Below are 24,945 nucleotides of genomic sequence, written 5' to 3'. Positions count from 1 at the left end.
ATTGATAAATAACATTGATGTGTTCCTTAATTCAATCGATTATTTTATCTTTAGGCGATTTTAAAAATTAGGGTTTCTAATCCAAATTGAAATATTTTATTTACATTAATTAGTAAAATTCGAATATAACATGTCTAATACATCAAAAATTATCTACACCAAAACAGATGAAGCGCCTATGTTGGCAACTTACTCATTGTTACCTATTGTACAAGCGTTTACCGCCTCAGCAGGGATTGATGTAGAAACCAGAGATATATCTTTGGCAGGTAGAATTTTGGCAAACTTCCCAGAATATTTAAAAGACGACCAAAAAATTGGTGATGCTTTGGCAGAACTTGGTGGTTTAGCTACAACGCCTGAGGCAAACATTATAAAATTACCAAACATATCGGCTTCTATACCTCAGTTGGTTGGAGCAATTACCGAATTGCAAGCTCAGGGTTTTGCAATTCCTAACTATCCTGATAACGCACAAAGTGAAGAAGAAAAAGCAATAAAAAGTAAATATGCGAAGGTTTTAGGTTCGGCTGTAAATCCTGTTTTACGTGAAGGTAATTCGGATAGAAGAGCACCCAAAGCAGTTAAGAATTATGCTAAAACCAATCCACACTCGATGGGTAAATGGTCTGCAGATTCTAACACTAAAGTTGCTAGCATGACGGAAGGCGACTTCTATGGTTCAGAAAAATCAGTTACCTTAACAGAAGCAAGTCAGTTTAAAATTGAATTTGTTGCAGAAGATGGCTCGGTAAAAGAATTAAAAGGTTTGGCACCATTAAAAGCGGGCGAAGTTATTGATAGCTCTGCTTTGAGTTTATCGGCATTAAAAACTTTTGTTGCTAAAGAAATTGAAGAAGCTAAAGCAGCTGGAGTTCTTTTATCAGCGCATTTAAAAGCAACGATGATGAAGGTTTCTGACCCATTAATTTTCGGAGCTATTGTAGAAGTTTACTTTGCAGATGTTTTTGCAAAATACGCTGATTTATTTAAGGAGTTAAATGTTGAAACGAGTAATGGTTTAGGCGATGTTTATGCTAAAATTGCTGGAAACCCTAAACAAGCTGAAGTTGAAGCAGCATTGGCTGATGCAATTGCAAATGGTCCGGCTTTAGCAATGGTAAACTCTGATAAAGGCATTACGAATTTACACGTTCCATCTGATGTTATTGTTGATGCATCGATGCCTGCAATGATTCGTACTTCTGGTCAAATGTGGAATAAAGACGGCAAACCTCAAGATACTATCGCCTTAATCCCAGACCGTTGTTATGCAGGTGTTTACACGGCAACAATTGATGATTGTAAAACTCATGGGGCTTTTGATGTAACTACAATGGGTTCAGTTCCTAACGTTGGTTTAATGGCTCAAAAAGCTGAAGAATATGGATCTCACGATAAAACATTTCAAGCTGCGGCAAATGGAACTATCCGTGTAACGGATGCTGATGGTAAAGTTTTCTTCGACCAAAAAGTAGAAAAAGGTGATATTTTCCGCATGTGCCAAACCAAAGATGCGCCAATTCAAGATTGGGTTAAATTGGCAGTCAACAGAGCTCGCTTATCAGAAACACCCGCAATTTTTTGGTTAGATGAAAACAGAGCTCACGATAGAGAAATTATTGCTAAAGTAAATAAGTATTTAAAAGACCACGATACAACTGGTTTGGACATTCGTATTCTTGCACCAATCGAAGCGACTAAGTTTACTTTAGAACGCATTCGTAAAGGTGAAGACACCATTTCGGTTACAGGTAACGTATTGCGTGACTACTTAACAGATTTATTTCCAATTTTAGAATTGGGTACTTCTGCTAAAATGCTTTCTATTGTTCCTTTAATGAATGGTGGTGGTTTATTCGAAACCGGTGCAGGTGGTTCTGCTCCAAAACACATTGAACAGTTTATTGAAGAAGGCTATTTACGTTGGGATTCATTAGGTGAATTTTTAGCACTTCAAGCTTCTTTGGAGCATTTATCACAAACACAAAACAATGCAAAAGCACAAACTTTAGCCGATGCTTTAGATGAAGCAAATGCTAAATTTTTAGCTACTGATAAATCGCCAGGTAGAAAATTAGGTACGATTGATAACCGTGGTTCTCACTTTTATTTAGCATTGTATTGGGCAGAAGCTTTGGCAACACAAACTAAAGATGCAGAGTTACAGGCAAGATTTGCACCGCTTGCAAAAGCTTTAGCCGAAAACGAAGCGAAGATTAATGAAGAATTAATCGGTGCTCAAGGTAAGCCTCAAAACATTGGAGGTTATTACAACCCTAATGATGAATTGGCAAGTAAAGCGATGCGCCCGAGTGTAACATTAAATAAAACATTGGCTGCTTTGTAAGTCAATAGATATAACACAAAAACCCCACTAAAATTTTATTGGGGTTTTTGTTTGTTGGAAAGATAGATTCGTAGGTTAACCAATGAATATCAAAACTATAATGTTTTATCTTGAGATTCCTTAGATTTTATTTTTAGAATCATAAAATGGATGACGAAAAAAAATGAGGAACTTCCAACTAGTATAAAAAAAAGAGTGAATTGATTGCTTTTTTTCTTCTCATAATTATAAGCATTGTATTCGTCAGCATCAATTCGATAGATGTCGGGAAATCTGTTATTTAAATCTGATTTTCTAATAAAAACAGAAATATATTCTGAATCTTTAAGTACAGAATTCAGTCTTTCCATGTTATTTTCGCTGGATTGAAGTTTGGTGATATTTTCAAGTAGTTCAAAATTTTGATTGACCTGTTTCAGCTTAAATCTTATAACGGCGTAAGTGTATATATCTTCACCGAAATATTTTTTGGGTACTTTCTTTATCTCAGTAGATACTTCGGAATTTTCCAACTTACTTTTAATTTTAATCAATTCATTTGCATTAAAGAAAAGATCGTGAAATAGAATGTATATTGACAAACTCAGTAAGAAAAATCCACAAAAAAGAGCTTTTGTAAAATTCATTGTATTATCTGGATTTTTTTGTAACGGTCGTAGAAAATAGAGAAACAGAGGTCTTCAGATTAGGTGATCGTTTTCTTTTAAAAAATTTTTCAACCTGAGAGAAATAATCTTCTCCATAATATTTTAAAAAATCTCCATTTGGCTTTAAAATTAGAAAAGCATCGCAATTATCGTGTAGAGTGAAGATATTCTCATAAAAAAATCCTGAGTCTTTTTTAAAATAATCTCTTTTTTGAAACAATTCTTTAGGGTCTGCATTAGGATAAAAAACAAAAAAATCAATAGCATTATTTGCCATGCACAGTTGAGATGAAATTCTCTTTTTATTGTCAATAACCCTAGAAACATCTGTATCATTTAAGCCGGCTAATAGACAATTTGATGCTCCTTGTACATAATTAATTAATATAGCCGTATTAGCTTGGATTTCTACATTAAGCTCGTTTTCTATATCTTTTTTAATTGTTTTATAGGTAGTGCTATCTAACTTTCCAGAGAATACCCTCACGCTTGCTAAATATCTTGCATTTAATTTTATATTAGTTTCAAATTTTGACGGCTTTGCATCTTGACCATAACTAGGGAGTATTTTTAATGAAATTATAGAGAGAATCAAGAGATATTTCATATTGCATTTTATGTTAAATTTACATTTTAATTTCCTTGTAAAGAAAAACCTTCTCGCCTCACCATTTGTTATACTTATAAATAATAGGAGAAAATATCATGGACAATAACGAAAATAAAGGTTCGCAAGATAAGATTCACAGCACTACCGAAAACAGCGAAATCAATAAAGAAAATTTATCTTTTGATGAGCATAAACAAAGCTACGAATTGGATGTAAAAGGAACAGAACCAGATTACGATCATCCAATGGGATACGAAACCGTTGCCGCAGGTGCTGTTGATGATGATTCAACTTATGATGAAGCAAATCCGTACGTTGGCGATGAGTACGCAAGAGAAGAAGATATTGCCGATGATACTTTAGAAGAAATTGGTATGCATTTAGATAATGGCGAAAGTGTAAAATTAAGTCCTGAAGATGAAATTTTAGCTCATACACCTGAAGATGATCGTGATGATTTGGATGAAGAAGGTTATCCGATTAATGATGCACCAGAGAAATAATTAAAAACTTTCAGTTGGCAGTGTACATTATTGAAATGATGTTTGCTGCTAACTGAATACTAAAATCTGCAAGTTGGCTACGGATTAATATCTAAATTAAAACGTTTGCGCAGTTCGTCTAATTTTGGGTTTTTATTAACCAGATAATCGTATTTCTCGCGATTACCATACAATCGATTCTCAATTTTACGCTCCATCAACTTATAAGTAACTTCTATCCCGAAGTTTTTCAGTTTATTTCTTAGGTAATTAAGCAATTCTACAGATTCTTTCTGAACGAACTGTTCTTGTGTTTTACTCTCAACAGAAATTTCTATTAATTCTGGTTTGGGTAGTGCAGGAGCAAAATTATTTAAGATGGTAAAAAGGTTAATTTTATCTGTAGCTTTTAAAATCTGAATATAGCTGTTCCAAACTTCTAACAACTTTTCATAAGTAAAAGTTTCTCTTGCTTCACCAGTAGCCTTTTTAGGACCAGAATCTTCTTCACCATTTGCTAAACGCTCTAAATCGTTTAATGATGGAATGAATGTACTTGTAGCGTTTGCTTTTGGAATGTTTATTTTAATAGAAGTGGCCGAAGAAATTGGGCTTAATTTTGGCGTTTCTTTTAAATGATTTTCGTCTTCAGCTTTTGACTGGTCTTCGCTTTCAGCTTTAATCTTTGGACTTTCAGCTTTTGGATGGTCTTCGCTTTCAGCTTTAACCTTTTGACTATCAGCCTCAACCTTAGTTACATCAGTTTTTTTTTTATCCTGACCTTGGTCAGTTGCTGTGTTATTAATGCTTAAAGGTTGTTGCGCTAAATTGACGACTGATCGGATATGGCACATTTTTATAAGCGCCAATTCCACCTGCAATCGTTGATTTTTAGAGTTTTTATAATTTAAATCGCAGGTATTAGCAAGATTTAATGCCGTTAATAAAAACGACAGTTCGGTTTGCCTGCACTGATCTAAATATTTTTGCTTTATAGTTTCGCTAACTTCTAATAGTTTAATCGTTGCTGCATCTTTACCAACCAATAAATTACGGAAATGTGAAGCTAATCCATTAATAAAGTTATTTCCATCGAAACCGTTATTTAAAATCTCATCAAATAGTAGCAATGTTTGGCTAACTTCTGCAGCGGTTAAATAGGAGGTAAGTTTAAAAAAGTAATCGTAATCTAAAATGTTTAGGTTATCAATTACAGCTTTATAGGTGATGTTTTTATTGGCGTAACTGGCAATCTGGTCAAACATCGAAAGTGCATCACGCAAACCTCCATCTGCTTTTTGTGCAATAATGTGTAATCCATCCGATTCAAAAGCGATGTTTTCCCTTTGTGCAATTGCCGCTAAATGGTTGGCAATGTCTTCTACCTGGATGCGGTTAAAATCAAAAATCTGACAACGAGATAAAATCGTCGGCAAAATTTTATGCTTCTCTGTTGTTGCAAGAATGAAAATTGCATAAGCAGGTGGTTCTTCTAATGTTTTCAGAAATGCATTAAAAGCATTTGCCGAAAGCATGTGCACCTCATCAATAATATAGATTTTATATTTTCCGGCTTGTGGAGGTATTCTAACTTGCTCAATTAAACTACGAATATCATCAACAGAATTATTTGATGCAGCATCTAATTCATGGATGTTAAAAGAGTGCCCTGTTTGGAATGAAACGCAGTTTTCGCATTGTCCACAAGCTTCCATTTCTGCTGTAGGATTGGTACAGTTTATGGTTTTTGCTAAAATTCGGGCGCAGGTGGTTTTACCAACTCCACGAGGACCGCAAAACAAAAAGGCTTGAGCCAACTGGTTATTTTTAATTGCATTTTTTAAAGTGCCTGTAATATGCAGCTGACCAACAACGGTTTCGAACGTGGCTGGGCGATATTTACGGGCAGAAACAATAAAATTTTCCATAGGCACGAAAATAGGAAAAATTTAGGTGTTGTTGGATTGAAATGTCTGAATGTTGAAAAGTTGAGTTTATATGCAGATTCGTTCATAGTTATCAATTAACAAAACACAATTCAACGCTTATCTCTAAACCCTAAACTTACTTTATTACTGCTTTCAGTTCATTTCTATATTGTGAAGCACTTTTGCCCGTAAATTCTTTGAACAGTTTATTAAAATGGCTAAAATTATTAAAGCCACTTTCAAAGCAAATGTTAGCTATGCTGATAGGTTTTTCTGCTAAGAGTTTTGATGCGTGTACAATGCGGTATTCATTCACAAACTTTGTAAACGTTTTTTTAGTGATTTTTTTAAAGTAGCGGCAAAAAGACGGTACAGTCATGCTCGCCATTTCAGCAACTTTTTCTAAACTAATCTCCTCCAAAAAATGATCTTTAACGTAATTAAACACCATGTTAATCCGGTCGTTATCTTGGACTTGCATTTCCATCGAAAAGCCCGAAGCATTTAAAATTTTATAATCCGAAGATTTTTCCAGCTCTTTTAAAATTTTTAATAAACTTACCAATCGCTCAAATGGCTGCTGGCTTTCCATTTTTTCTATTTTTGTGCCAACAGCTTTAATGGTTTCTGTTCCGAACGCAATTCCACCTTTGGCTTTATCAAAAAGTTCAAAAATTGGTTTCACTTCTTGGAGCATCAAAAAATCATTACCAAGAAAATCAGGTCTCATCTGAATCACAGTTTCATTTTTGTTTCCGGTGTGTGTATCCGTAAATCCGCAATGCGGTAAATTACTACCAATTAAAATTAAATCACCTTCGGTATAATAAGAAACATGACTACCAATTTGCCTTTTGCCCGAACCTCCATTTACAAAAACCATTTCTATCTCGGGGTGGTAGTGCCACAAGTGCGCTTTATTGTTCGCATTCTCATCATATTTTGAATAGTAAAAAGAACTGCCGAAAGAAGGTTCTACGATTTCAAAACTTGGTTTAATTTTTTTCATTCCTTAAACAAAAATATATATAATAATATGCTTAATTGTTTATTTAATGTTAATTATCTAAAATTTGGGTTAATATAGCATAGATATCAGAACATATTGAATCATGTATGTGCTTGAAACAGTGGTAATTTAGCATTATCAAATAATTACTAACCCCCATAAAATTATTGATTATGAAAAATTTACTAAAAATCAGCCTTATTGCAGCAACAATGTTTACTGCTTCTGCAACATACGCAAACGAAGATGTTTTTACACTTACTGTAAAAAGCGAGGATAACAAATCCATTCGCTTCTCTATTGATGAGGCATCAGATATTAAGTTATCTATAAGAGAATTAAATAGTCAGGTTTTGTTCGAAGAAAACATTCATTCTGAAGGCGCTTCTACTAAAACTTACGATTTAAATGCATTGCCTGATGGAGAATATGTGCTAAATGTAGCCTACGAAGCTAAAGTTGCTGAATATACAATCGTAATAAAAAATGATAAGGCTGTCGTTTCTGCACCCAAAGTAACTGAACTTTTAAAGCCTGTGTTTACTCAAGAGCAATCTATGTTAACATTATCTTTAGATAACGCAGATAAAGGTCCTGTTGAAGTTCAAATTTTAAACGAATATAATGAAGAACTTTACAATGAAACATTTACTGATAAAGCTAAATTAGTTAAGAAATTTAACACTAGTAAAACGTTTGGTAAAGAATTAACTTTTGTTGTAAGAGCTAAAAATCAGGAAGTATTAAAAACAATTGCAATTCGCTAATTCAAAAAATATTTTTATTAAAAAGGGGATAGTCTGCTAGATTATCCCCTTTTTCTATTTTGAAAATACTATGATAGATTCGATGTTATCTGAGTAAAGATGAACTGTGTTATTTTCCCCAATTTACCTGGATGTTGTTTTCTTTAGCATAAGCTTTTCCTTTGTCCATTAATGCATTGTAGTTTTGTTCAAAGCGTTGGCCGTATTGCTGGTCTATTTTATTTACAATTTCATCTTTTACGGTCTGACTACCATGCTTATCACAAATTTTAGCATATGTTAGGTATTCATTTTTGTAAACTGGTATTACCATTTCATACAATTGCATCGATAGTTTTTTAATCTCTTCTTCATCCTTACCAGAAGGAGAAAGTGCTTTAACTTTTTCTAATGATTGTTCGAGGTATAGAATTTTATTTTTGATACCTGTTTCGGCCTCATTGCCCTTTTTCTTACTTGATGGGATATCTGGAAACTCTGTTGTTTCATCATTAATGTGCCGTGCTAAATCTGGGCTTGCGAAATCATTAATCATGTTGGTGTTAAGGATTGCTATATCGAAGAATTTTTCGGGCGTTTCAGAACAGGCTGAGAACAATACCGTGCATAGCGCTAAAAAGTAAAAAGAAATTTTGTAATTCAATGTTAGGGATCTGTTCATCATAAAAAGGGAGTTTTGCTATAAATTTAGTTTTTGTGCAATCAAAAACTAAGCCGATTTGCTCGGATTAGAAATTTGAAATTGATGAAAGAACTTTAGAAAGTTAAGTTTGGTGCACTAATCGCAATAGCTGAGAAATTTTTAGGCTGTGAATCAAACAGATATCATAAACTTTTATTTAAAAACAATGCCAATTTTTTTAACTAAACGTTTGATTTAAAGAAATATATTGCTACTTTTGCATCCCCGTAATATACCTCGGGATTAAAAAAATTAAATTATATAACAATGAATCAGTACGAAACTGTTATCGTTCTAACCCCGTTGTTATCAGAAGAAGTTGCGAAAGAGGCATTAGCTAAATTCAAAGCTGTTCTTACTGATGGCGGTGCCGAAATTGTCCATGAAGACAATTGGGGTTTGAGAAAATTAGCGTATCCGATCGCTAAAAAATCTAACGGATTTTTCAACTTAACCGAGTATAGTGCTCCGGGTGACTTGATTGCTAAATTAGAATTACAATTAAAACGCGATGAGCGTGTGCTTCGTTTTTTAACCATCAGGTTAGATAAACATGCAGTAGCATACAACGCAAAAAAACGCAGCGGTGCGTTTAACAAAAAAACTAAGGAGGTTGCAGCGTAATGGCAAGAGAACAAATACAATACGTTACTGCCCCTAAAGTAGAGGATAACCGTAAAAAATATTGCCGTTTCAGAAAAAACGGTATTAAATACATTGATTACAAAGACGCAAACTTTTTGTTAAAATTTATTAACGATCAAGGTAAATTATTACCACGCCGTTTAACTGGTACTTCGTTAAAATTTCAACGCAAAGTGGCTCAGGCCGTTAAACGTGCTCGTCACATCGGTTTGTTACCTTTCGTTGCTGACCAATTAAAATAGGAGGATTTGATATGGAAATTATTTTAAAACAAGATATTAAATCATTAGGCGAGAAAGACGATATCGTTACGGTAAAACCAGGTTATGGTCGTAACTATTTAATTCCGCAAGGATTTGCATCTTTAGCTACAGCTTCTGCAAAGAAAGTTTTAGCTGAAAACTTAAAGCAAGCTGCTTTTAAACAAGATAAAATTAAGAAAGATGCTGAAGGTATTGCTGAGCGTTTAACTGATGTTAAACTTTCTATCGGTGCTAAAGCTGGCGAAAGCGGAAAAATATTTGGTGCTGTTAACACTATCCAAATTGCTGAAGCATTAAAAGCTCAAGGCTTTGATGTTGACCGTCGTCGTATTACTTTCGAAACTGACCCTAAATTTGTTGGTGAATATATTGCTAACTTAAACTTACACAAAGAAGTGAAAGTTCAGGTTCCTTTCGAAGTAGTTGCTGAATAAGCAATTCTTTAATCATAAAAAAAGTCCTTTCAGTTTTGCTGAAAGGACTTTTTTTTGATGTAAAATGTAAGGATGTAAGATGGAAGGATGTAAGATGGAAAAAATGTAAAATGGAGGAGGTATGATGGTTGTTAGTTCAGCTCTAATATAATAATTTAACCAATTTTACAATTTATCATCATCCATTTTCCATCATCCATCAACCATTTTCCATACACCATCATCCATTTTCCATCCCCACATCTTCCATCCTTTTTTATCCCTTCGGTGTTGTCGGTCTAATTTCGATTTTACTTGGTAGCGTTCTTGCTGGCATAGCCAATAAATCAACTACTAATTTACCCATATCTTCTGGTTGTATTTTCCATGCATCGTCTTCCGCATTTGGATTATGATCGTTAAAATGGCTCGCTACAGAACCTGGCATTATGGTGCTCACTTTCACGCCGTATTTTCTCAAATCAAGCATCACCGATTGGGTAAATCCTGTTAAGCCAAATTTACTAGCGTTGTACGCCGAACCACCAGCAAAAAAGTTTGTTCCAGCCAAACTAGATATGGTTATAATCGTTCCTTTAGTTTTCTTTAGTTCTTCTACCGAAGCTTTAATACCATAAAATACGCCTGTTAAATTAGTATCAATAGTTTCTAGCCATTGCTCAGGACTAATTTCATCTATTGGTGCAAAATGTCCGATACCTGCATTTGCAATTAAAACATCCAATTGACCCCATTTTTGTACAATTAAATTAACAGCCTCTTGTTGCGACTGAAAGTCTTTAACATCCGATTCTATTGCTAAAATATCGCCATGCTGTACCAATGATGATGCGGCTTCGTTTGCTGCATTTAGCGTTCTACTGGTGATGGCAACTTTATAGCCATTTTTTAATAACGCTTCCGCTATTCCAAATCCTATTCCTTTACTTCCTCCTGTTACCAGGGCTACTTTTATGCTCATAATAAATCTTTATTTATTCAACGTTCGAAAAGCAAATATGTTTAATATTCATTTAAATAAGGTTGATCAATTGTCATTAACCTTACTATCAAATTATCATGAGATAAAGATTTTATTAACTTTGCCAAATGGCAAAACCTAGAGTTTCAAAAGCAAAAACCAAGCATCCATTCATCAAAAAAGCGACAAATATTGCCACTAAGGTTTTTATCTACTTTTTGCTGGTTTCGGTATTTTGGGTTATTGCACTACGTTTTATTAATCCACCCATTACGTTATTAATGGTGCTACGGAATTTGGAACGTAAAGCAGATGGTAAATCTTTTAAAATAGAAAAGAAGTGGGTGAAATTTGAAAATATATCAAATAATATGAAACGGGCTGCAGTATCTGCCGAAGACCAATTATTTCTTCAACATATTGGTTTTGATTTTAAATCCATAGAAAAGGCTTTTGCAAGCAATGCCAAAGGGAAAAAAGTGAAAGGTGGGAGTACCATTTCTCAGCAAACTGCTAAAAATGTTTTTTTATGGCCTGGTCGCTCTTGGATAAGAAAAGGTTTCGAAGCTTACTTTACACTTTTAATCGAAATTTTTTGGAGTAAAGAACGCATTCTAGAAGTTTACCTGAATGTAATAGAAATGGGCGATGGGATTTATGGTGCGGAAGCCGCTGCTCAAGAATACTATGGAAAATCGTGTGTTAAATTAACACGAAATCAGGCTGCATTAATTGCCGCATGCTTTCCAAATCCTAGAAGATGGTCGCCGAAAAATGCAACACCGTACATCAGGCATCGGCAATACTTAATTTTAAGAAATATGAAGAGGCTTGGGCCGTTAGATTTTTAAAAGGATGGATGATGTAGAATGGAAGATGTAAAATGGAATATTTAAAAGGGGAGATGGATCTGTAGCTTTTTCTCAGTTCCATTATCCATTTTACATCCTTAATCATGATCTCTATTCCACTTAACTTTTAATTCACCCTTTTCTTCAAAGGCTTTTAGGTGTAACACAATACCTCGCATTCTGGCGTCGCGTTTTTGTTTTCTGTCAAGGTTTTCATCTCCTTTCGGATTTCTTAAAGGAATATCCATTTCGATATTGGTTCCAGCTGTTAAACCATAAATTCCTTTAACATTTAGGTTTAAAACACTTGAATTAATTTGCATCGGACTAATTTCTATTTTATCTCCTCTAACGGTTAAAGTGCCATCTAAATTCGGGATTTCAATATTTGATAAATTGCGATTTGCAAAAGCAAGTTTACCTACTTTTTCCAATGGTTCGAAATTAACTAAAGCGGCGTTTTTAAGGTTAAAAATAACCTTCCCATTTATAGACCTTGGAAGGATTTTTCCTGCTTGCGATATTCTGCCCGATATATTTACCGTTGATGACAAATAACCTTTCAGGTTTTTATTGGTAATGCTGTTTTGTCCGAAATTATCAAAAGAGTAAAAAAAATCTTTAACACTTACATGGCTAATCTTTGAGCTTAGTTTGAAATTATTCGAGTTTGGTTCTTGAATAATCGTGCCATTTAGATTGAGTAAGCCACCTGCATGAGCTACACTTATCTTATTGAAATAAATGCCTTCTCCCCGAAGTGCAATATCTGCATCTAAATTTTTCGCAGTAAACTTATCATAAATAGCTTTATCAACAACCAAACGAATATTCATTTTCGACACTTCTAAAACATTGCTTAACTGCTTTGACGCCGTTTTCGTTGGGCCAGTTGATTTAGCTTTCTTCAGCGCAACTCTCGGACCTAAGAATGGTAAAAACTCATTAAGGTAAAGCTGTGGGCTATACATTTTAAGGTTTACAACTATTTTATCCGGGTCGGTATAATACAAATTAGCAAAATTAGCAATATCACAATCTACATTCAGTTCACTTTTGCCTAACTGGAAATGACCATTTTTTATCGATAAATTATTCTGATCGAAATTGATGTTCAAGGCACTTTTAACCAAATGCAATTTGCGTGGGATGTATAGAATATCTGCATCGGCTATTTGAATTTTGCCCGAAAAAACGGGTTTAGTGAACCGGAAATTATCAATATCGGCTTTGCAATATAAACTTAAATTGGCTGTGCCATTTTTAAATTCGAAATCATTTGTACCAATAGAGTTGTTGAGGTTGGATAAGGGAAATTGCGACGTAACCAATCCTGTAGCAATAGGGCGAGCCAGGTTGTTTACTGTAAATAAATCTATCTTTAAAGGCGCATTAAAATAATTGGCCGTTAATTTTACAAATTTTATAGATGAGTTTTCATCACCAATTGTACCTCCAACAGTATCTTGATTGGTAAAAGAGCCATCAAAATTGCAAGCAGTTAGCGTTCCGGCTGGGATGGTTACAACGTTATCTCTTACTTTTATTCCAACTTTAATTAAAGGGTCTTTGTGAACCGGGTTTCCATCATCAATAATATTACCGCGGATTGATACTGGTTTTTCTATTCCGAATTTTAGTAGTTTACTAGAAATATTTGGTGCCAGTAGTAGAGCCACATCTTTGTATAAAATATCATCAACAGCAATACTAATTGCAAAACCTCCAGATTTCTCTTTCAAATTAATTTTAGCGCCGATGGTAAAAGGATATTTGCCAATATCAAGTCTTTTAGGCTCGATTGTAACCTCTTCGGTTTCCTTGCTGTAATGGAATGATAAAGTTCCTTTTAAGATTTTATCCTTTAAAAAACTTCCTCTCTTGGTATTAAATGAGAAGCTTTTAACCAAAGTGTTTAACTTCATTGTTCCAACCCAACCAGAATCAGGATAATTAATTTTTCCGTTCACTTCGTTAATCGCGAAATCGAAAAGTTTGTGTTTCTGCTGATTATCTACAACAAAATTTACATTATTAAAATCTATCTTCTTTACTTCTAATGCCGCGGAATTACCTTTTTCAGGTTCAGTACTTTTACTCTTTTTCCTAAATAAATTGGTGTTGCTGTAACCATTACTATCGGTAAAAAGATAAACAGAAGCGTTATTAATTGTAATTCTGTTAATTTTTGTATTGCCAGCAATTAACGAAAAAACGTTTAATGAAACATCAATATCTTCTGCTTTTAGTAGTTCGTGTTTATGAATATTAACCAAGCTATCTTTAAGCGAAACATTTTTTAACGATACAGATATACCAGGAAAACCTTTTAACAAGGTTGGTTCCATATCAGACGCAGTTACCTGACCGTTCAGATTTTTATTTGCTTGTTCTAGTATTGATGCAAGAATTTCTTTTTTATTTCGATTGATGTAAAATGCACCAGCAAGCCAGATTACAATAATCAGACCGATAAAAATAGATAAAATTCTTAATGAAATTTTAAGCCAACGTGCCATACAAATTATTTATAATCTGTAATATAAAGCTTTTATAAACAATATTGTTTGCTGCCGTAAAATTATTTAAATAAAGATTTACTTAAAAACATTTTACAGTAAATGCGCAAATACTGAGGCATGCCAGCTATTCTTAAATGGAACTTCCCACTTGGTTTGCAATTCATCTAAATTTTGAACCATGTTGTTAAAAACAATGGTTTCAGGCGTTACATTTTTGATATTTACCAATGTTTCAAAATCTTCTTTACCTTGAACGTGTACTTCATTATCAATTTTATAAGCAATGTTAAAGCGATTAAATAAATCGACCTGATAAGCGAGTTCAATATCTTTAATAATTCTCACCGAACTATCAATAGAACAACCAGTAACGTTAGCCTGACTTTCATCAACGGTTAAAATAATAAAAAAGCCATACCTGATTTCTGCTTTTGCCAGCAATTCGTTTCCATGTGCTTTCCATTGACTAGTAAACGCTTCGAGTTTTTGCAGAATTTCTACTTCTTCGGTAGAAGTGAACTTTCGGTTGCTTTGATATATCCAAACCCTGGATTGTGGAGAAAAAATCATAAACAAATTTATCAATTTAATTAACTTGTTATCATCAAACTGCTTTCCCTATGAAAAAGTTTACATTCTGCTTGAAATTACTTTTAATTCCTGCCTTTTGTTTGTTTTTGACAGCTTTTTCCCTCAACGATACGTTGGAAGATTATACTTCATTTTTACAGAAAAGCTTTAGCGACCACTATGATTTTAGTCAGGAAAATAGTGTAGTGAAGAAGTATGAACTAAATTTTACCAACAATGGATTCTGCAGATATAAACGCTATTTTACGAATGGAAAAATAGAATATTTTGCTTTTAAACTCGCTAAGTTTAAGGATTTGGATTACTACGGAACAACTACATCCGGTCAGTTATATTTAAGAACCAAAAATGATGATGTTATTGTACAAACTTACAATGATAAAAAGGGCGATGTAGATTCGATGGGAACCTGTGTAGTTATTCCATTAAAAAATATTGAAGCCGAAGATTTAAATCAAATCAGAGAAAACTTAACAAAGATTACCAAGCCTTAAGTTTATAAATTACAATCCATTTGCCCTTGCTGTAATTTCTGCAATGTCTAAAACCTTAACCTCTTGTTCTTTATCTTTTAATTTAACTCCATCGCTTAACATCGTCATACAAAAAGGGCAACCTGCTGCAATAACTTGCGGGTTAGTCTGTAATGCTTCATCAATGCGCTCTACATTAATATCTTTGTTTCCTTTTTCAGGTTCTTTAAACATTTGTGCTCCACCAGCGCCACAGCAAAGTCCGTTACTTTTGCAACGTTTCATCTCAACCAATTCGGCATCCAATACTTCTAGTGCTTTTCTTGGCGCTTCGTAAATTCCATTTGCACGACCAAGATAACAAGGATCGTGATAAGTAATTTTTCTGCCTTTGAAGCTTTCTCCACCTTCGGCTTTTAACTTGCCATCGTTAATTAAATCCTGTATTAATTGCGTGTGGTGAATTACATCGTAACTACCGCCTAAACCGGGATATTCGTTTTTAATGGTGTTAAAGCAATGAGGACAACCTGTAACAATCTTTTTTATGTTGTAGGCATTTAGTACCTCAATGTTAGTCATGGCTTGCATTTGAAACAGAAATTCATTTCCAGCTCTTTTTGCAGGATCACCAGTACAACTTTCCTCAGTGCCTAAAACAGCATATTTTATTCCAACGTGATGCAGGATTTTACAAATGTCGCGGGTAATTTTCTGTGCCCGCTCATCGTAACTTCCAGCACAACCTACCCAAAATAAGATTTCAGGTTCTTCTCCTGCAGCCATTAATTCGGCCATTGTTGGGACTTTAAATTCCATTTTAGTATCGAGTATTTGTAGTTAGTATCGAGTAATTAGTATCAAGTATCGAGTATCAAGTATCAAGTATCAAGTAGCGAGTTTCAAGATTTGATGCCGTGTTCAGTTTTTTTATTTATTAATCTAGTTTCCTTCTGCCCAGTTGAATCGGTCTGCAGGTGAGTATTTCCATGGCGCCTGGTTATTTTCTATATTTCCCATCATTGCATTTATGCTCGCAGGTGCTTGTGATTCTTCCATTACAGCAAATCTACGTAACTCCATAATAATTTGTAAGGGATCTATGTTAACTGGGCAAGCTTCTACACAGGCATTGCAACTGGTACAAGCCCAAATTTCTTCCCTGCTAATGTAATCATCCAATAAAGCTTTTCCGTCATCATGACCAACACCATGCTTGTCGATATTTTTACCAACTTCAGTAATTCTGTCGCGGGTATCCATCATTATTTTTCGGGGAGATAAAAGTTTACCTGTAATGTTTGCCGGACAAACCGAAGTACAACGTCCGCATTCAGTACAAGTGTAAGCATTCATCAAGTTTACCCAACTTAAGTCGGTTGCATCTTTAGCGCCAAATTTTCCTGGCTCAGTTTCAGCAGGTACAAAAGATGGATCGAGCATGGCTTTAACTTCATTAGTAACCGAAGCCATATTTGTAAATTCACCTTTTGGCTCTAAATTAGAATAGTATGTATTTGGAAAGGCAAACAAAATGTGAAAATGTTTCGAATAGGGTAGGTAATTCAAAAAAGCTAAAATACCTGCAATGTGAAACCACCAACAACTGCGCTCCAATATAATCAAGGCATTTTCGGTATTTGGCAATAAAGGTATTAAAAACTGACTTACCGGGAATGAACCAGCAGTAATATAATGGCCTGCACCTAATGTTTGAAGTTTTGCGTCGGCTGCATTCATTATTAAAAATGCAGACATTAATAAAATTTCAATGATTAAAATGTAATTGGCATCAGATTTTGGCCAAGCAGTCATTTCTACACCTTTGAAGCGTTTCATGTTTAAAATATTCCTTCGGATAAAGAAGATTACGCAAGCAAGCAAAACTGTAAAAGCAAGCACTTCGAATGAGCCAATTAAAAAATCATATAAGCCGCCTAAACCATGGAAAACACGGTGAGTGCCAAAAAGCCCGTCAATCATGATTTCTAATACTTCAATATTGATAATTACAAAGCCAGCATAAACAAAGAAGTGTAATATAGCTGGGATTGGACGAACAATCATTTTAGATTGACCGAATGCAACCCGCATCATGGTGATGAATCTTTTTGTAGGCTGGTCGTTACGATTTACATCTTTACCCAATCGGATATTGCGAATAATTTTTCGAAAATTAACTGTAAATAGCGCAATAGCTGCTAGTGTTAAAATCAGAAATATAATTTGGCTTACCATATTTTATAGCTTAATAACGCTAAATTAGGATATTTAATTTGAATAAATTACTATGCATGCATAAAATAATTTAAAAATATGATAGTTTGTATTGATTCTAAATTTTATTGTATCTGTTATTTAGAAACGCATATAAAAATTAACAAATTGATTATCAGCAATACATGTGCTATTTTAAAATAAAATTTTGCTTTTAGAAAAAGAACACTACATTTGCAATCCCAAACGGATGGTGCCATAGCTCAGTCGGTAGAGCAAAGGACTGAAAATCCTTGTGTCCCTGGTTCGAATCCAGGTGGCACCACTTCCAAAAGCCTTTCAGAAATGAAAGGCTTTTTTGGTTTAAAGGCATTTTTTTTGCTAAATATTTTACAGGTTTATTGCATTTGAAAAAAAAGATACTACATTTGCAATCCCAAATGGGAGGTGCCATAGCTCAGTCGGTAGAGCAAAGGACTGAAAATCCTTGTGTCCCTGGTTCGAATCCAGGTGGCACCACTTTCTAACAAAAAGCTATTCTATATGAATGGCTTTTTTTGGTTGTTAGCTTTTGTCTTTGCAGCCCAGTCAAAATTTGAGTTGAAATGTTCTGTATTTTGTGATACTAATCTTCAGAAGGTCATCAATTATCGACTAAATAAGGCCCTACATCTACTTTAACAAATCAAAATTTATTTAATTTTTATATTTATTTCAGTTGAACGATTTAAAATTAAGAAAACGGCATTTCGCCGATTTTTTTAAAATTTATTTGATTGTGTTAAACATCATAAAATATTTTCAGTTGGTAGAAGGACTGAAATAACCTGTGGCATTAAACATCCCTATTTGTTACAGCGAAGGCCTTTCAGCAATGAAAGGTCTTCTGTTTTAAACGTTAAATTTTTGCATTTAACAAAACTTCGGCAACTATTTAAAATTATAAGTTTAAATTAGTACACGTATTATTTGGTAAATACCTTTTGCCTAAACTTTTAACCAAGTTTAAACGTATATACCATTTTATAAATTTGATTATCGTCCGTTATGATACCACAGCGCATAAAATATTTTTCAGCGGTTTTAATCGCATTTGTTTCTATAACCTTTGGCTGTAAAAAAAGTGATCCAGCACCTGTAGTACCTCCAGTGCCACCAGTTACCACTATTACAGGTACAAGAGATGAGCTTACTAAGGATTCTATCTTTTTGTATGCCAAAGAATTGTATTATTGGAATACATCCTTACCAACTTACGATGCATTTAAACCCAGAAGCTTTAGTTCAAACGAAACAGAATTATATGCTTTAACGCAGTACTCGCTAAATCCGACTACAGGCCGGCCTTACGAGTACGTAAGCAATAGCACATCTCCAAAATATTCGTTTTTTGATTACGGTACTACGGGTAAAAAAGCTTCTTTGAAGGCAGATGTAAATGGTACAGAAAACGATTATGGTTTTTCTGCAGATTATAATACATTAACCGATTTGCGGGTAAAATATGTCTATCCGAATTCTCCAGCTAGTCAGCAAGGCTTAACAAGGGGTTGCAAAATCACCGCCGTAAATGGCAGAACTTCGCTTTCCTATACATCAAACAACCTTACCTTTCTAAACGATGCTTTATTCGGTACAAACGCTAGTATAAGTTTAACTTTTACAGATTTAGCAGGAGTTTCTAAAAGTGTTACGGTAACAAGAGCCACCTATACGGTCAATCCGATTTTATATACCGGAGTTTACACCGCCGGCACTAAAAAGGTTGGTTATATTGTATTTAATAGCTTTACCAATAATGCCTCAGCTGCAATAAATTCGGCTTTTTCAAATTTTGCAAGCCAAGGCGTTACTGAGCTTATTGTAGATTTAAGGTATAATGGTGGCGGATACGTTAGCACAGCAACTCAGTTGATAAATATTTTAGCTCCTGCTGCACAGAATGGAAATGTGATGTACACAACCTATTATAATACCTTTCTGCAAAATTTAACGGCTACTCAAAGAAAGGCCTCTATTTTGGCTCAGCAACCTTTAACTGATGACCAAGGTAAACTCCAAACTTTTACAAGTGGCATAAACGGTAAATATGCAACCTATGCAGATTTGGATTATTCATCTACCTCATCAGATAATATTGAAAAATTCGCCAAATCGGGTACACTAAATTTAAGCAGGGTTTATTTTATAGTAACAGGCGCTACAGCTTCTGCAAGTGAGTTAACCGTAAACAGCCTAAAACCTGTAATGGATGTAAAGTTAATCGGCACAACAACTTATGGTAAACCAGTTGGCTTTTTTCCAATTAAAATTGATAAGGTTGATATGTATATTCCCGAGTTTGAAACTAAAAATCAATCAGGTACAGGTGGTTATTATGCTGGTTTAACCGTTGATAAAGACGCGTTTGAAGATTTAACCAAAGCTTGGGGAGATGAAACGGAAACTTTATTATCTTACGCCTTACTATACCCAAAAAACGGAAATTTTGTAACCACACCAGCTAGAACGGGAAGTTTAAGTACACAATCTGCATCACTACAATCAAAATTATCGGTTGCAGAAACTAAGGAAGTTTCAGAAAGCTTAGATCAAAATAGTTTTAAAGGAATGGTTAAAACTCCTCGCCATAAATTTTAAACCTAATTAACTTGAGCTCGATTAATAATTTTCCTTAACATTTTTAATAAGCTGCTTTTTTTAGTTTATGTCATATTGAATTTATTTCAGGGTCTGATTTGCAGGAAAGATGCTCAAATCAATTCTGCAAGAAGTTAGTACATGCTATACGGAGATAAAACAGCAAAATATTAAGTTAAGAATCAAACTCAGGCTGGTTAAATAATTTTATAAAAAAAAGCTGGTCGAAACATTTACATGTCGCGACCAGCTTTTTTATTTCGGTTTGTTGGTGTTTTAAAGCAATATCTTATTGGTGATGTCTTTATTTATGGTGATATAACCCGGATATTTCACAGGTGTATTGCCTATCATAAATGTTGGTTTAATCTTAATCGTAAGTAAACCTAATTTCTCATCACTTTTAGAGCCTCTCTGAGCAGCTTTCATAATATCACTTAAAACGTTTCCGTTAGAAATTAAGCCATAAATATTGCTACCCATTTGTATTGGCACGGTAACCGTTTGTCCTTGCGGAATGCTAACCGCCTGGTTTACGAAACCTTCGGCTAAATCTGTATTGTTTACCAAAATTTTATATTCAAACTGATTAATTGCCGCAAGGTTTGCAGATGGATTTGTTATCTCCAAGTTAAGATTTGCTCTTAAAGGAATATCTTTTCTAAGCAAACCTAAAGCAACACCAGGTAAGCTTGCCAAATTGAAATCTTGTTGGTCTATTAAGCGTTTTAAATCAGTTCCTGCTAAGGTAATTTGGTTTACATTCTTAATTTTATAGGTGCAATCTTCGAGTGCTTTAATTTGTTGGGCCTGCTTATTTATCCCGCAACTAAATATCGAGATGGTTAATAAGCAAAGCAATAGAGTCTTTTTCATGTTAGTCATAACGGTAAATTAATAAAACTATTTTAATGATTTAGTAATTCTTATACACTAACCGTTTCAATGTCGTCGCCTTTATCATCCTCTTCATTATCTTCAGACTTATCTGAATTTTGTTTCGGCTCCTCGCTTTGCTCTTTATCCGCGTCCTCTTCTTTTTCAGTCGATGTAGGTTCTTCAGCCTCCTGCTCTTTAACTTTAGTGGTTGTACTCTCTTCTGATTCGGTTGAAGGAATGATGGTTTCTACTTGCGATTGAGCATCATCAGATGGTTTTGGATGTGCTTTTGATTCTTCGGGGTTGTTATCTAAATTTTCCATAATAATTCTTTTACCTAACAAAGGTTTGTGAATTGCCTTTTGTTTTGCAATCGTAAAATATTTCCGGAACCTAACTTAGAATTTAAGCGTTTTTTAAGAAGATGGTTTCTATCACATTTGCCAAATCATCGCATTTATCGGTGGTTTTCTCTAACTGACTTAAAATATCTGATTGCCTGATTAAAGAAATTGCATCCGCTTCGTTATCAAAAAGCAACGAAATTGCCTGTTCGTAAAGTCTGTCGGCTTTGCTTTCTAATTGCCCAACATTAAAGCAGATATCTACAATGAGTTGCTTGTTTTTAAAATGTTTTATTTCCTTTATCGCGATAGCCAACTCACTACACATTTTTGCGATAATTTCCCCCAGTTTCAACATTGCCTCGTTTGAGGTATCGAGTTGATAAAGTTCCATGTTGAGCACAGCAGCTAAAATATCATCAGCAATATCATCTATTTTAGTGGCAAGTGCATGTACATCCTGTTTATCAAAAGGAACAATAAAATTTTTATTAAGCTCTTCGTAAATTTTATCAGTTGCTTTATCTCCAACCAATTCTAAAGCTTTAATTTCTTTTGCAAGCTTTATCTTTCCTTCTTTATCTTTAGAACGGATAAAAAGCACCAAAGCTTCAGAAATGTTAAACAGGTTTGTTGCGCCTTCTTCAAACAGTGGTTGAAAAGTTTTATCCTTTGGAATAAATAAGCTAAATATCTGATTCATGTTGACTATTAAATATTAGTAAATGTACCTTTGGTATATTAAGTAAACATAAATTGTGTATTATTTTGATAAGTTTTAATGTATAAGTATGGGTCTTCTAATCAGGAAAATTGAGAAACGGGATAATCAGGAATTGGCTGAGTTAATTCGCGTAGTTTTTAGAGAATTTAAGATAGATAAACCTGGCACAGTTTACACCGACCCTACAACAGACGATTTATTTGAAGTTTTTGAAAAAGAAGGTTCGGCTTATTGGCTGGCAGAAGAAGATGGTGTATTGCTTGGTGGTTGCGGTATTTATCCAACAGATGGATTGCCAGATGGCTGTGTAGAATTGGTGAAGTTCTATTTATCTGCAGCTGCAAGAGGAAAAGGAATTGGAAAAATGTTAATGCAGAAAAGTATAGAATCTGCACAGCAATTTGGCTACAACGAAATGTATTTAGAATCTTTCCCCGAACTTGCCACCGCGATTGGCATGTATGAAAAAGCTGGCTTTAAAAAACTCGAATCGCCACTTGGCAATTCGGGGCATTTTGCTTGTAATGTTTGGATGCTGCTTGTTTTATAAATTTAAGAATAGAAAATAGGCAGTTGGGATAAATTAATAGCATGTTGGAATAACAAAATGAGATTTAAAGAAATGTATGCATAGGTTTATAGCATGAAGAAAACTAAAACCACATTAATTCATTTAGTTTGCTGGATAGCCGTATTGGCCTATTTTTATGGAGAAACATTAATTAAAGGTGTAACATTAAGAGAATCAGCTTTCGATATTTCGATGAATTTTATACAGATTGTAGAATTTTATATTTGCTATCTGTGGGTTTATCCATCATTCTTAAAGCGAGGAAAAATTGTTCAGCTTATTGCAGCGCTAATATTTACCATCGCTATTTTTATTGGAATGAGGTATTTAATTGAACAAATTTTATATTTCGAATGGTTTGGGATGAAAAACTATTCTGACGATACTTTGGCGACTAAATATATTTCTGATAATATTTATTATAGCATAGCCTTTTTCGTTATTCCGGCTGCGGTTTATAGTGTTGTGCAAAATTTCAAAGCAGAAACAACCAATAGGCGACTAAAAGATGAAGTGGTAAAAGCCGAACTTGCATTTCTAAAATCGCAGATAAATCCTCATTTTTTGTACAATACATTAAATTATATCTACTCGCTCGCAATTCCAGTTTCTGATAAGTTGGCAAATGCTGTATTGCGTCTTTCTGATTTGATGCGTTATACGCTGAATGATAGTCCTGATGGGATGATGAGCCTTGCCAAAGAAGTTGACTATTTAGAAAGTTATATTGAACTTTTTAAAATGAGATTTGAACCCCGCTTTTATGTCAATTTTACAACTGAGGGTGTTTTACACCAAAAAATTGCAGCTCTAGTGTTAATCCCTTTTGTAGAAAATGCTTTTAAGCACGGCACAATTGATGATGAAAAACAACCCATTCGCATTAAGCTTAAGGTACAAAATAAGCGGTTAAGCTTTGAAGTAAGCAATAAAATTAGCCATGCTCAAAAAGACCTTTCAAGCGGTATTGGTTTGGTTAATATACAACGAAGGTTAGATTTAATTTATCCCGAAAAACATGAGCTGCTTATTTCTAACAACGGCAACACTTATAAAACCACTTTAATAATACATTTATGATTCGCTGCCTCGCTGTAGATGATGAAGCCTATGCTTCGGATATCATTGCAACATTTATCAATAAAACACCCTTTTTAACTTTGGTTGCCACAACAACAAATGCATTTGAAGCATTGAGTTTGGTGCAGGATGGAAAAGTTGATTTAGTTTTTCTAGATATTCAAATGCCCGAATTAACTGGCATTCAGTTTTTAAAAATTTGTGGTGATAAATGTAAAGTCATTTTAACAACAGCCTACCCCGAATATGCTTTAGATGGTTTTGATTTAGATGTGGTAGATTATCTTTTAAAACCAATTTCTTACGAAAGGTTTTACAAAGCGGCACAAAAGGCACAGCAAATGATATCGCCCACACCGCAAGAAGCTGTTCAGCAAATTACAACAACCAGCGATTTTATTTTCATAAAAGGCGATACTAAAAACAAGTTTATAAAGGTAAATTATAACGAAATTCTGTACATAGAAGGACTGAAAAATTATGTTTCGGTTTATACTGCAAATCAACGTATTATTACGTATCAATCTTTAAGAGAATTAGAAACGCAGTTGCCGCATCCACCTTTTTGCAGGGTACATAAATCATACATTATCTCCCTCGAAAAAATAAAAATGGTTGATGGAAATGCATTGTATATCGGCGAGCAATCCATCCCGATAGGAGATACTTACCGGGAAGAATTTTTTAAAATCGTAAAGGAGAAAAAATGAAGTGTTGCAGATGAATTGTTGAAACAATAAAACAAATGAACTAACTCTTTCTCATTCAATTTTTTTAAGTTTGTTGCATAAAAGAATACAAAAATGCAGGAAACCAATTCGCTCAATCAAGTTGCAGAATTTCATACAACTTTTAAACATCCAATATTAGAAACACCAGTTATTCCATCAAAACAAAGGGCAAATCTTCGTATTTCGTTACTGGCAGAAGAATTAAAAGAGCTGCAAGAAGCTGTTGAAAATGATGATTTAGTTGAAGTTGCTGATGCACTTTGCGATTTACAATACGTTTTGGCAGGCGCTATCCACGAATTTGGTTTGGGTGGAAAATTTAAAACGCTGTTTGATGAAGTTCATCGCTCTAATATGAGCAAGGCTTGCAAAACGGTTGAAGAAGCCGAGCAAACCATACAATTTTATGCAGATAAAGATGGTACAGAATCATATTATAAAGAAATCGACGGCTTGTTTTTAGTTTTTAGAAAATCGGATGATAAGACCTTAAAGTCTGTAAATTATTCACCAGCTGATTTAAAAACAATATTAGTCTAACCTA

General features: G+C 34.2%; 26 protein-coding genes and 2 tRNA genes. 15 read left to right on the top strand and 13 right to left on the bottom strand.

Features of this window, described 5'->3' with window-relative positions; all coding sequences use genetic code 11:
- Window positions 1-130 precede the first annotated feature (130 nt).
- Window positions 131-2,350 (top strand): NADP-dependent isocitrate dehydrogenase, encoded by a 2,220-nt coding sequence (locus D7004_RS08970; RefSeq protein ID WP_123205530.1) that lies wholly within the window; start codon window positions 131-133, stop codon window positions 2,348-2,350.
- A gap of 95 nt (window positions 2,351-2,445) precedes the next feature.
- On the opposite strand, the gene D7004_RS08965 is transcribed toward D7004_RS08970, so the two are convergent.
- Both D7004_RS08965 and D7004_RS08960 read right to left on the bottom strand, forming a co-directional pair.
- Entirely contained in the window at window positions 2,446-2,976 is a 531-nt protein-coding gene (locus D7004_RS08965; RefSeq protein ID WP_123205529.1) for a hypothetical protein, read from the bottom strand.
- Between the two features lie 4 nt (window positions 2,977-2,980).
- Window positions 2,981-3,604, bottom strand: coding sequence for a hypothetical protein (locus tag D7004_RS08960; RefSeq protein ID WP_123205528.1), 624 nt, complete (start codon window positions 3,602-3,604; stop codon window positions 2,981-2,983).
- Window positions 3,605-3,702: 98 nt separating this feature from the next.
- On the opposite strand from D7004_RS08960, the gene D7004_RS08955 reads away from it, so the two are divergent.
- Window positions 3,703-4,110: a hypothetical protein gene (locus D7004_RS08955; RefSeq protein WP_123205527.1), complete on the top strand. Its 408-nt coding sequence runs from the start codon at window positions 3,703-3,705 to the stop codon at window positions 4,108-4,110.
- A 77-nt stretch (window positions 4,111-4,187) separates the two neighbouring features.
- Here D7004_RS08955 and D7004_RS08950 read toward each other — a convergent pair whose 3' ends face one another.
- Both D7004_RS08950 and D7004_RS08945 read right to left on the bottom strand, forming a co-directional pair.
- Window positions 4,188-6,017 carry a DNA polymerase III subunit gamma/tau gene (locus tag D7004_RS08950; RefSeq protein ID WP_123205526.1) on the bottom strand — a complete coding sequence of 610 codons (1,830 nt, stop codon included), beginning with the start codon at window positions 6,015-6,017 and terminating at the stop codon, window positions 4,188-4,190.
- Between the two features lie 136 nt (window positions 6,018-6,153).
- A complete protein-coding gene (locus tag D7004_RS08945) occupies window positions 6,154-7,026 on the bottom strand; it encodes an AraC family transcriptional regulator (protein WP_123205525.1) in 873 nt (290 codons plus the stop codon).
- A 173-nt stretch (window positions 7,027-7,199) separates the two neighbouring features.
- Between D7004_RS08945 and D7004_RS08940 the strand changes: the two genes are divergently transcribed.
- Entirely contained in the window at window positions 7,200-7,793 is a 594-nt protein-coding gene (locus tag D7004_RS08940; protein WP_123205524.1) for a hypothetical protein, read from the top strand.
- A gap of 109 nt (window positions 7,794-7,902) precedes the next feature.
- Here D7004_RS08940 and D7004_RS08935 read toward each other — a convergent pair whose 3' ends face one another.
- Window positions 7,903-8,457, bottom strand: a complete 555-nt coding sequence (locus D7004_RS08935; RefSeq protein ID WP_148042777.1) for a syntaxin family protein — start codon at window positions 8,455-8,457, stop codon at window positions 7,903-7,905.
- A gap of 285 nt (window positions 8,458-8,742) precedes the next feature.
- Here D7004_RS08935 and rpsF point away from each other — a divergent pair, with 285 nt between their 5' ends.
- From rpsF to rplI, 3 genes are read left to right on the top strand one after another with little or no spacing between them, the layout of a single operon-like run.
- Window positions 8,743-9,099 (top strand): 30S ribosomal protein S6, encoded by a 357-nt coding sequence (gene rpsF / locus D7004_RS08930; protein ID WP_056871348.1) that lies wholly within the window; start codon window positions 8,743-8,745, stop codon window positions 9,097-9,099.
- On the top strand, window positions 9,099-9,362 hold the full coding sequence (gene rpsR / locus D7004_RS08925) for a 30S ribosomal protein S18 (RefSeq protein ID WP_056093004.1): 264 nt from the start codon (window positions 9,099-9,101) through the stop codon (window positions 9,360-9,362). The genes rpsF and rpsR overlap by 1 nt, the downstream gene beginning before the upstream one ends.
- 11 nt (window positions 9,363-9,373) lie before the next feature.
- Window positions 9,374-9,817 (top strand): 50S ribosomal protein L9, encoded by a 444-nt coding sequence (gene rplI / locus D7004_RS08920; protein ID WP_123205522.1) that lies wholly within the window; start codon window positions 9,374-9,376, stop codon window positions 9,815-9,817.
- 256 nt (window positions 9,818-10,073) lie between these two features.
- On the opposite strand, the gene D7004_RS08915 is transcribed toward rplI, so the two are convergent.
- A complete protein-coding gene (locus tag D7004_RS08915) occupies window positions 10,074-10,778 on the bottom strand; it encodes an SDR family oxidoreductase (RefSeq protein WP_123205521.1) in 705 nt (234 codons plus the stop codon).
- 128 nt (window positions 10,779-10,906) lie between these two features.
- On the opposite strand from D7004_RS08915, the gene mtgA reads away from it, so the two are divergent.
- Window positions 10,907-11,629 carry a monofunctional biosynthetic peptidoglycan transglycosylase gene (mtgA, locus tag D7004_RS08910; protein WP_123205520.1) on the top strand — a complete coding sequence of 241 codons (723 nt, stop codon included), beginning with the start codon at window positions 10,907-10,909 and terminating at the stop codon, window positions 11,627-11,629.
- Window positions 11,630-11,727: 98 nt separating this feature from the next.
- On the opposite strand, the gene D7004_RS08905 is transcribed toward mtgA, so the two are convergent.
- On the bottom strand, window positions 11,728-14,148 hold the full coding sequence (locus tag D7004_RS08905; protein ID WP_123205519.1) for an AsmA family protein: 2,421 nt from the start codon (window positions 14,146-14,148) through the stop codon (window positions 11,728-11,730).
- Window positions 14,149-14,241: 93 nt separating this feature from the next.
- A complete protein-coding gene (locus D7004_RS08900; RefSeq protein ID WP_123205518.1) occupies window positions 14,242-14,721 on the bottom strand; it encodes an ABC transporter ATPase in 480 nt (159 codons plus the stop codon).
- A 50-nt stretch (window positions 14,722-14,771) separates the two neighbouring features.
- Here D7004_RS08900 and D7004_RS08895 point away from each other — a divergent pair, with 50 nt between their 5' ends.
- Window positions 14,772-15,236 (top strand): hypothetical protein, encoded by a 465-nt coding sequence (locus D7004_RS08895; protein ID WP_123205517.1) that lies wholly within the window; start codon window positions 14,772-14,774, stop codon window positions 15,234-15,236.
- Window positions 15,237-15,245: 9 nt separating this feature from the next.
- On the opposite strand, the gene D7004_RS08890 is transcribed toward D7004_RS08895, so the two are convergent.
- The gene (locus D7004_RS08890; protein WP_123205516.1) at window positions 15,246-16,034 is read right to left on the bottom strand and encodes a (Fe-S)-binding protein; all 789 of its coding nucleotides are present in this window, start codon (window positions 16,032-16,034) and stop codon (window positions 15,246-15,248) included.
- Window positions 16,035-16,157: 123 nt separating this feature from the next.
- Complete coding sequence (locus tag D7004_RS08885; RefSeq protein ID WP_123205515.1) at window positions 16,158-17,453, bottom strand: 4Fe-4S dicluster domain-containing protein; 1,296 nt, start codon at window positions 17,451-17,453, stop codon at window positions 16,158-16,160.
- A 231-nt stretch (window positions 17,454-17,684) separates the two neighbouring features.
- Here D7004_RS08885 and D7004_RS08880 point away from each other — a divergent pair.
- The 3 genes from D7004_RS08880 (at window position 17,685) to D7004_RS08870 (ending at window position 20,072) form a co-directional block, all read left to right on the top strand.
- Window positions 17,685-17,757 (top strand) — tRNA-Phe (locus D7004_RS08880).
- A gap of 121 nt (window positions 17,758-17,878) precedes the next feature.
- A tRNA-Phe gene (locus D7004_RS08875) sits at window positions 17,879-17,951 on the top strand.
- Between the two features lie 528 nt (window positions 17,952-18,479).
- The gene (locus D7004_RS08870) at window positions 18,480-20,072 is read left to right on the top strand and encodes a S41 family peptidase (protein WP_123205514.1); all 1,593 of its coding nucleotides are present in this window, start codon (window positions 18,480-18,482) and stop codon (window positions 20,070-20,072) included.
- Window positions 20,073-20,348: 276 nt separating this feature from the next.
- Here D7004_RS08870 and D7004_RS08865 read toward each other — a convergent pair whose 3' ends face one another.
- The 3 genes from D7004_RS08865 to D7004_RS08855 form a co-directional block, all read right to left on the bottom strand.
- Window positions 20,349-20,948 (bottom strand): hypothetical protein, encoded by a 600-nt coding sequence (locus D7004_RS08865; protein ID WP_123205513.1) that lies wholly within the window; start codon window positions 20,946-20,948, stop codon window positions 20,349-20,351.
- A gap of 50 nt (window positions 20,949-20,998) precedes the next feature.
- Complete coding sequence (locus D7004_RS08860) at window positions 20,999-21,274, bottom strand: hypothetical protein (protein WP_123205512.1); 276 nt, start codon at window positions 21,272-21,274, stop codon at window positions 20,999-21,001.
- 82 nt (window positions 21,275-21,356) lie between these two features.
- Window positions 21,357-21,998, bottom strand: coding sequence for a DUF47 domain-containing protein (locus tag D7004_RS08855; protein WP_123205511.1), 642 nt, complete (start codon window positions 21,996-21,998; stop codon window positions 21,357-21,359).
- Window positions 21,999-22,086: 88 nt separating this feature from the next.
- Between D7004_RS08855 and D7004_RS08850 the strand changes: the two genes are divergently transcribed.
- The 4 genes from D7004_RS08850 (at window position 22,087) to D7004_RS08835 (ending at window position 24,941) form a co-directional block, all read left to right on the top strand.
- Window positions 22,087-22,569: a GNAT family N-acetyltransferase gene (locus tag D7004_RS08850; RefSeq protein ID WP_123205510.1), complete on the top strand. Its 483-nt coding sequence runs from the start codon at window positions 22,087-22,089 to the stop codon at window positions 22,567-22,569.
- Between the two features lie 93 nt (window positions 22,570-22,662).
- Window positions 22,663-23,670 (top strand): sensor histidine kinase, encoded by a 1,008-nt coding sequence (locus D7004_RS08845; RefSeq protein WP_123205509.1) that lies wholly within the window; start codon window positions 22,663-22,665, stop codon window positions 23,668-23,670.
- Window positions 23,667-24,380 carry a LytR/AlgR family response regulator transcription factor gene (locus D7004_RS08840; protein WP_123205508.1) on the top strand — a complete coding sequence of 238 codons (714 nt, stop codon included), beginning with the start codon at window positions 23,667-23,669 and terminating at the stop codon, window positions 24,378-24,380. The genes D7004_RS08845 and D7004_RS08840 overlap by 4 nt, the downstream gene beginning before the upstream one ends.
- 93 nt (window positions 24,381-24,473) lie before the next feature.
- Complete coding sequence (locus D7004_RS08835; protein ID WP_123205507.1) at window positions 24,474-24,941, top strand: pyrophosphohydrolase domain-containing protein; 468 nt, start codon at window positions 24,474-24,476, stop codon at window positions 24,939-24,941.
- The last annotated feature ends 4 nt before the right edge of the window (window positions 24,942-24,945 follow it).

The organism is Pedobacter jejuensis (genome assembly GCF_003725795.1).
Lineage (GTDB): Bacteria > Bacteroidota > Bacteroidia > Sphingobacteriales > Sphingobacteriaceae > Pedobacter > Pedobacter jejuensis.
This window is presented reverse-complemented; position numbering and strand designations above follow the sequence as displayed.

Coding starts and splice junctions, on each gene's coding strand:
- D7004_RS08970 (WP_123205530.1), top strand. CDS start 131: ATGTCTAATACATCAAAAATTATCTACACCAAAACAGATGAAGCGCCT.
- D7004_RS08965 (WP_123205529.1), bottom strand. CDS start 2,976: ATGAATTTTACAAAAGCTCTTTTTTGTGGATTTTTCTTACTGAGTTTG.
- D7004_RS08960 (WP_123205528.1), bottom strand. CDS start 3,604: ATGAAATATCTCTTGATTCTCTCTATAATTTCATTAAAAATACTCCCT.
- D7004_RS08955 (WP_123205527.1), top strand. CDS start 3,703: ATGGACAATAACGAAAATAAAGGTTCGCAAGATAAGATTCACAGCACT.
- D7004_RS08950 (WP_123205526.1), bottom strand. CDS start 6,017: ATGGAAAATTTTATTGTTTCTGCCCGTAAATATCGCCCAGCCACGTTC.
- D7004_RS08945 (WP_123205525.1), bottom strand. CDS start 7,026: ATGAAAAAAATTAAACCAAGTTTTGAAATCGTAGAACCTTCTTTCGGC.
- D7004_RS08940 (WP_123205524.1), top strand. CDS start 7,200: ATGAAAAATTTACTAAAAATCAGCCTTATTGCAGCAACAATGTTTACT.
- D7004_RS08935 (WP_148042777.1), bottom strand. CDS start 8,457: ATGATGAACAGATCCCTAACATTGAATTACAAAATTTCTTTTTACTTT.
- rpsF (WP_056871348.1), top strand. CDS start 8,743: ATGAATCAGTACGAAACTGTTATCGTTCTAACCCCGTTGTTATCAGAA.
- rpsR (WP_056093004.1), top strand. CDS start 9,099: ATGGCAAGAGAACAAATACAATACGTTACTGCCCCTAAAGTAGAGGAT.
- rplI (WP_123205522.1), top strand. CDS start 9,374: ATGGAAATTATTTTAAAACAAGATATTAAATCATTAGGCGAGAAAGAC.
- D7004_RS08915 (WP_123205521.1), bottom strand. CDS start 10,778: ATGAGCATAAAAGTAGCCCTGGTAACAGGAGGAAGTAAAGGAATAGGA.
- mtgA (WP_123205520.1), top strand. CDS start 10,907: ATGGCAAAACCTAGAGTTTCAAAAGCAAAAACCAAGCATCCATTCATC.
- D7004_RS08905 (WP_123205519.1), bottom strand. CDS start 14,148: ATGGCACGTTGGCTTAAAATTTCATTAAGAATTTTATCTATTTTTATC.
- D7004_RS08900 (WP_123205518.1), bottom strand. CDS start 14,721: ATGATTTTTTCTCCACAATCCAGGGTTTGGATATATCAAAGCAACCGA.
- D7004_RS08895 (WP_123205517.1), top strand. CDS start 14,772: ATGAAAAAGTTTACATTCTGCTTGAAATTACTTTTAATTCCTGCCTTT.
- D7004_RS08890 (WP_123205516.1), bottom strand. CDS start 16,034: ATGGAATTTAAAGTCCCAACAATGGCCGAATTAATGGCTGCAGGAGAA.
- D7004_RS08885 (WP_123205515.1), bottom strand. CDS start 17,453: ATGGTAAGCCAAATTATATTTCTGATTTTAACACTAGCAGCTATTGCG.
- D7004_RS08870 (WP_123205514.1), top strand. CDS start 18,480: ATGATACCACAGCGCATAAAATATTTTTCAGCGGTTTTAATCGCATTT.
- D7004_RS08865 (WP_123205513.1), bottom strand. CDS start 20,948: ATGAAAAAGACTCTATTGCTTTGCTTATTAACCATCTCGATATTTAGT.
- D7004_RS08860 (WP_123205512.1), bottom strand. CDS start 21,274: ATGGAAAATTTAGATAACAACCCCGAAGAATCAAAAGCACATCCAAAA.
- D7004_RS08855 (WP_123205511.1), bottom strand. CDS start 21,998: ATGAATCAGATATTTAGCTTATTTATTCCAAAGGATAAAACTTTTCAA.
- D7004_RS08850 (WP_123205510.1), top strand. CDS start 22,087: ATGGGTCTTCTAATCAGGAAAATTGAGAAACGGGATAATCAGGAATTG.
- D7004_RS08845 (WP_123205509.1), top strand. CDS start 22,663: ATGAAGAAAACTAAAACCACATTAATTCATTTAGTTTGCTGGATAGCC.
- D7004_RS08840 (WP_123205508.1), top strand. CDS start 23,667: ATGATTCGCTGCCTCGCTGTAGATGATGAAGCCTATGCTTCGGATATC.
- D7004_RS08835 (WP_123205507.1), top strand. CDS start 24,474: ATGCAGGAAACCAATTCGCTCAATCAAGTTGCAGAATTTCATACAACT.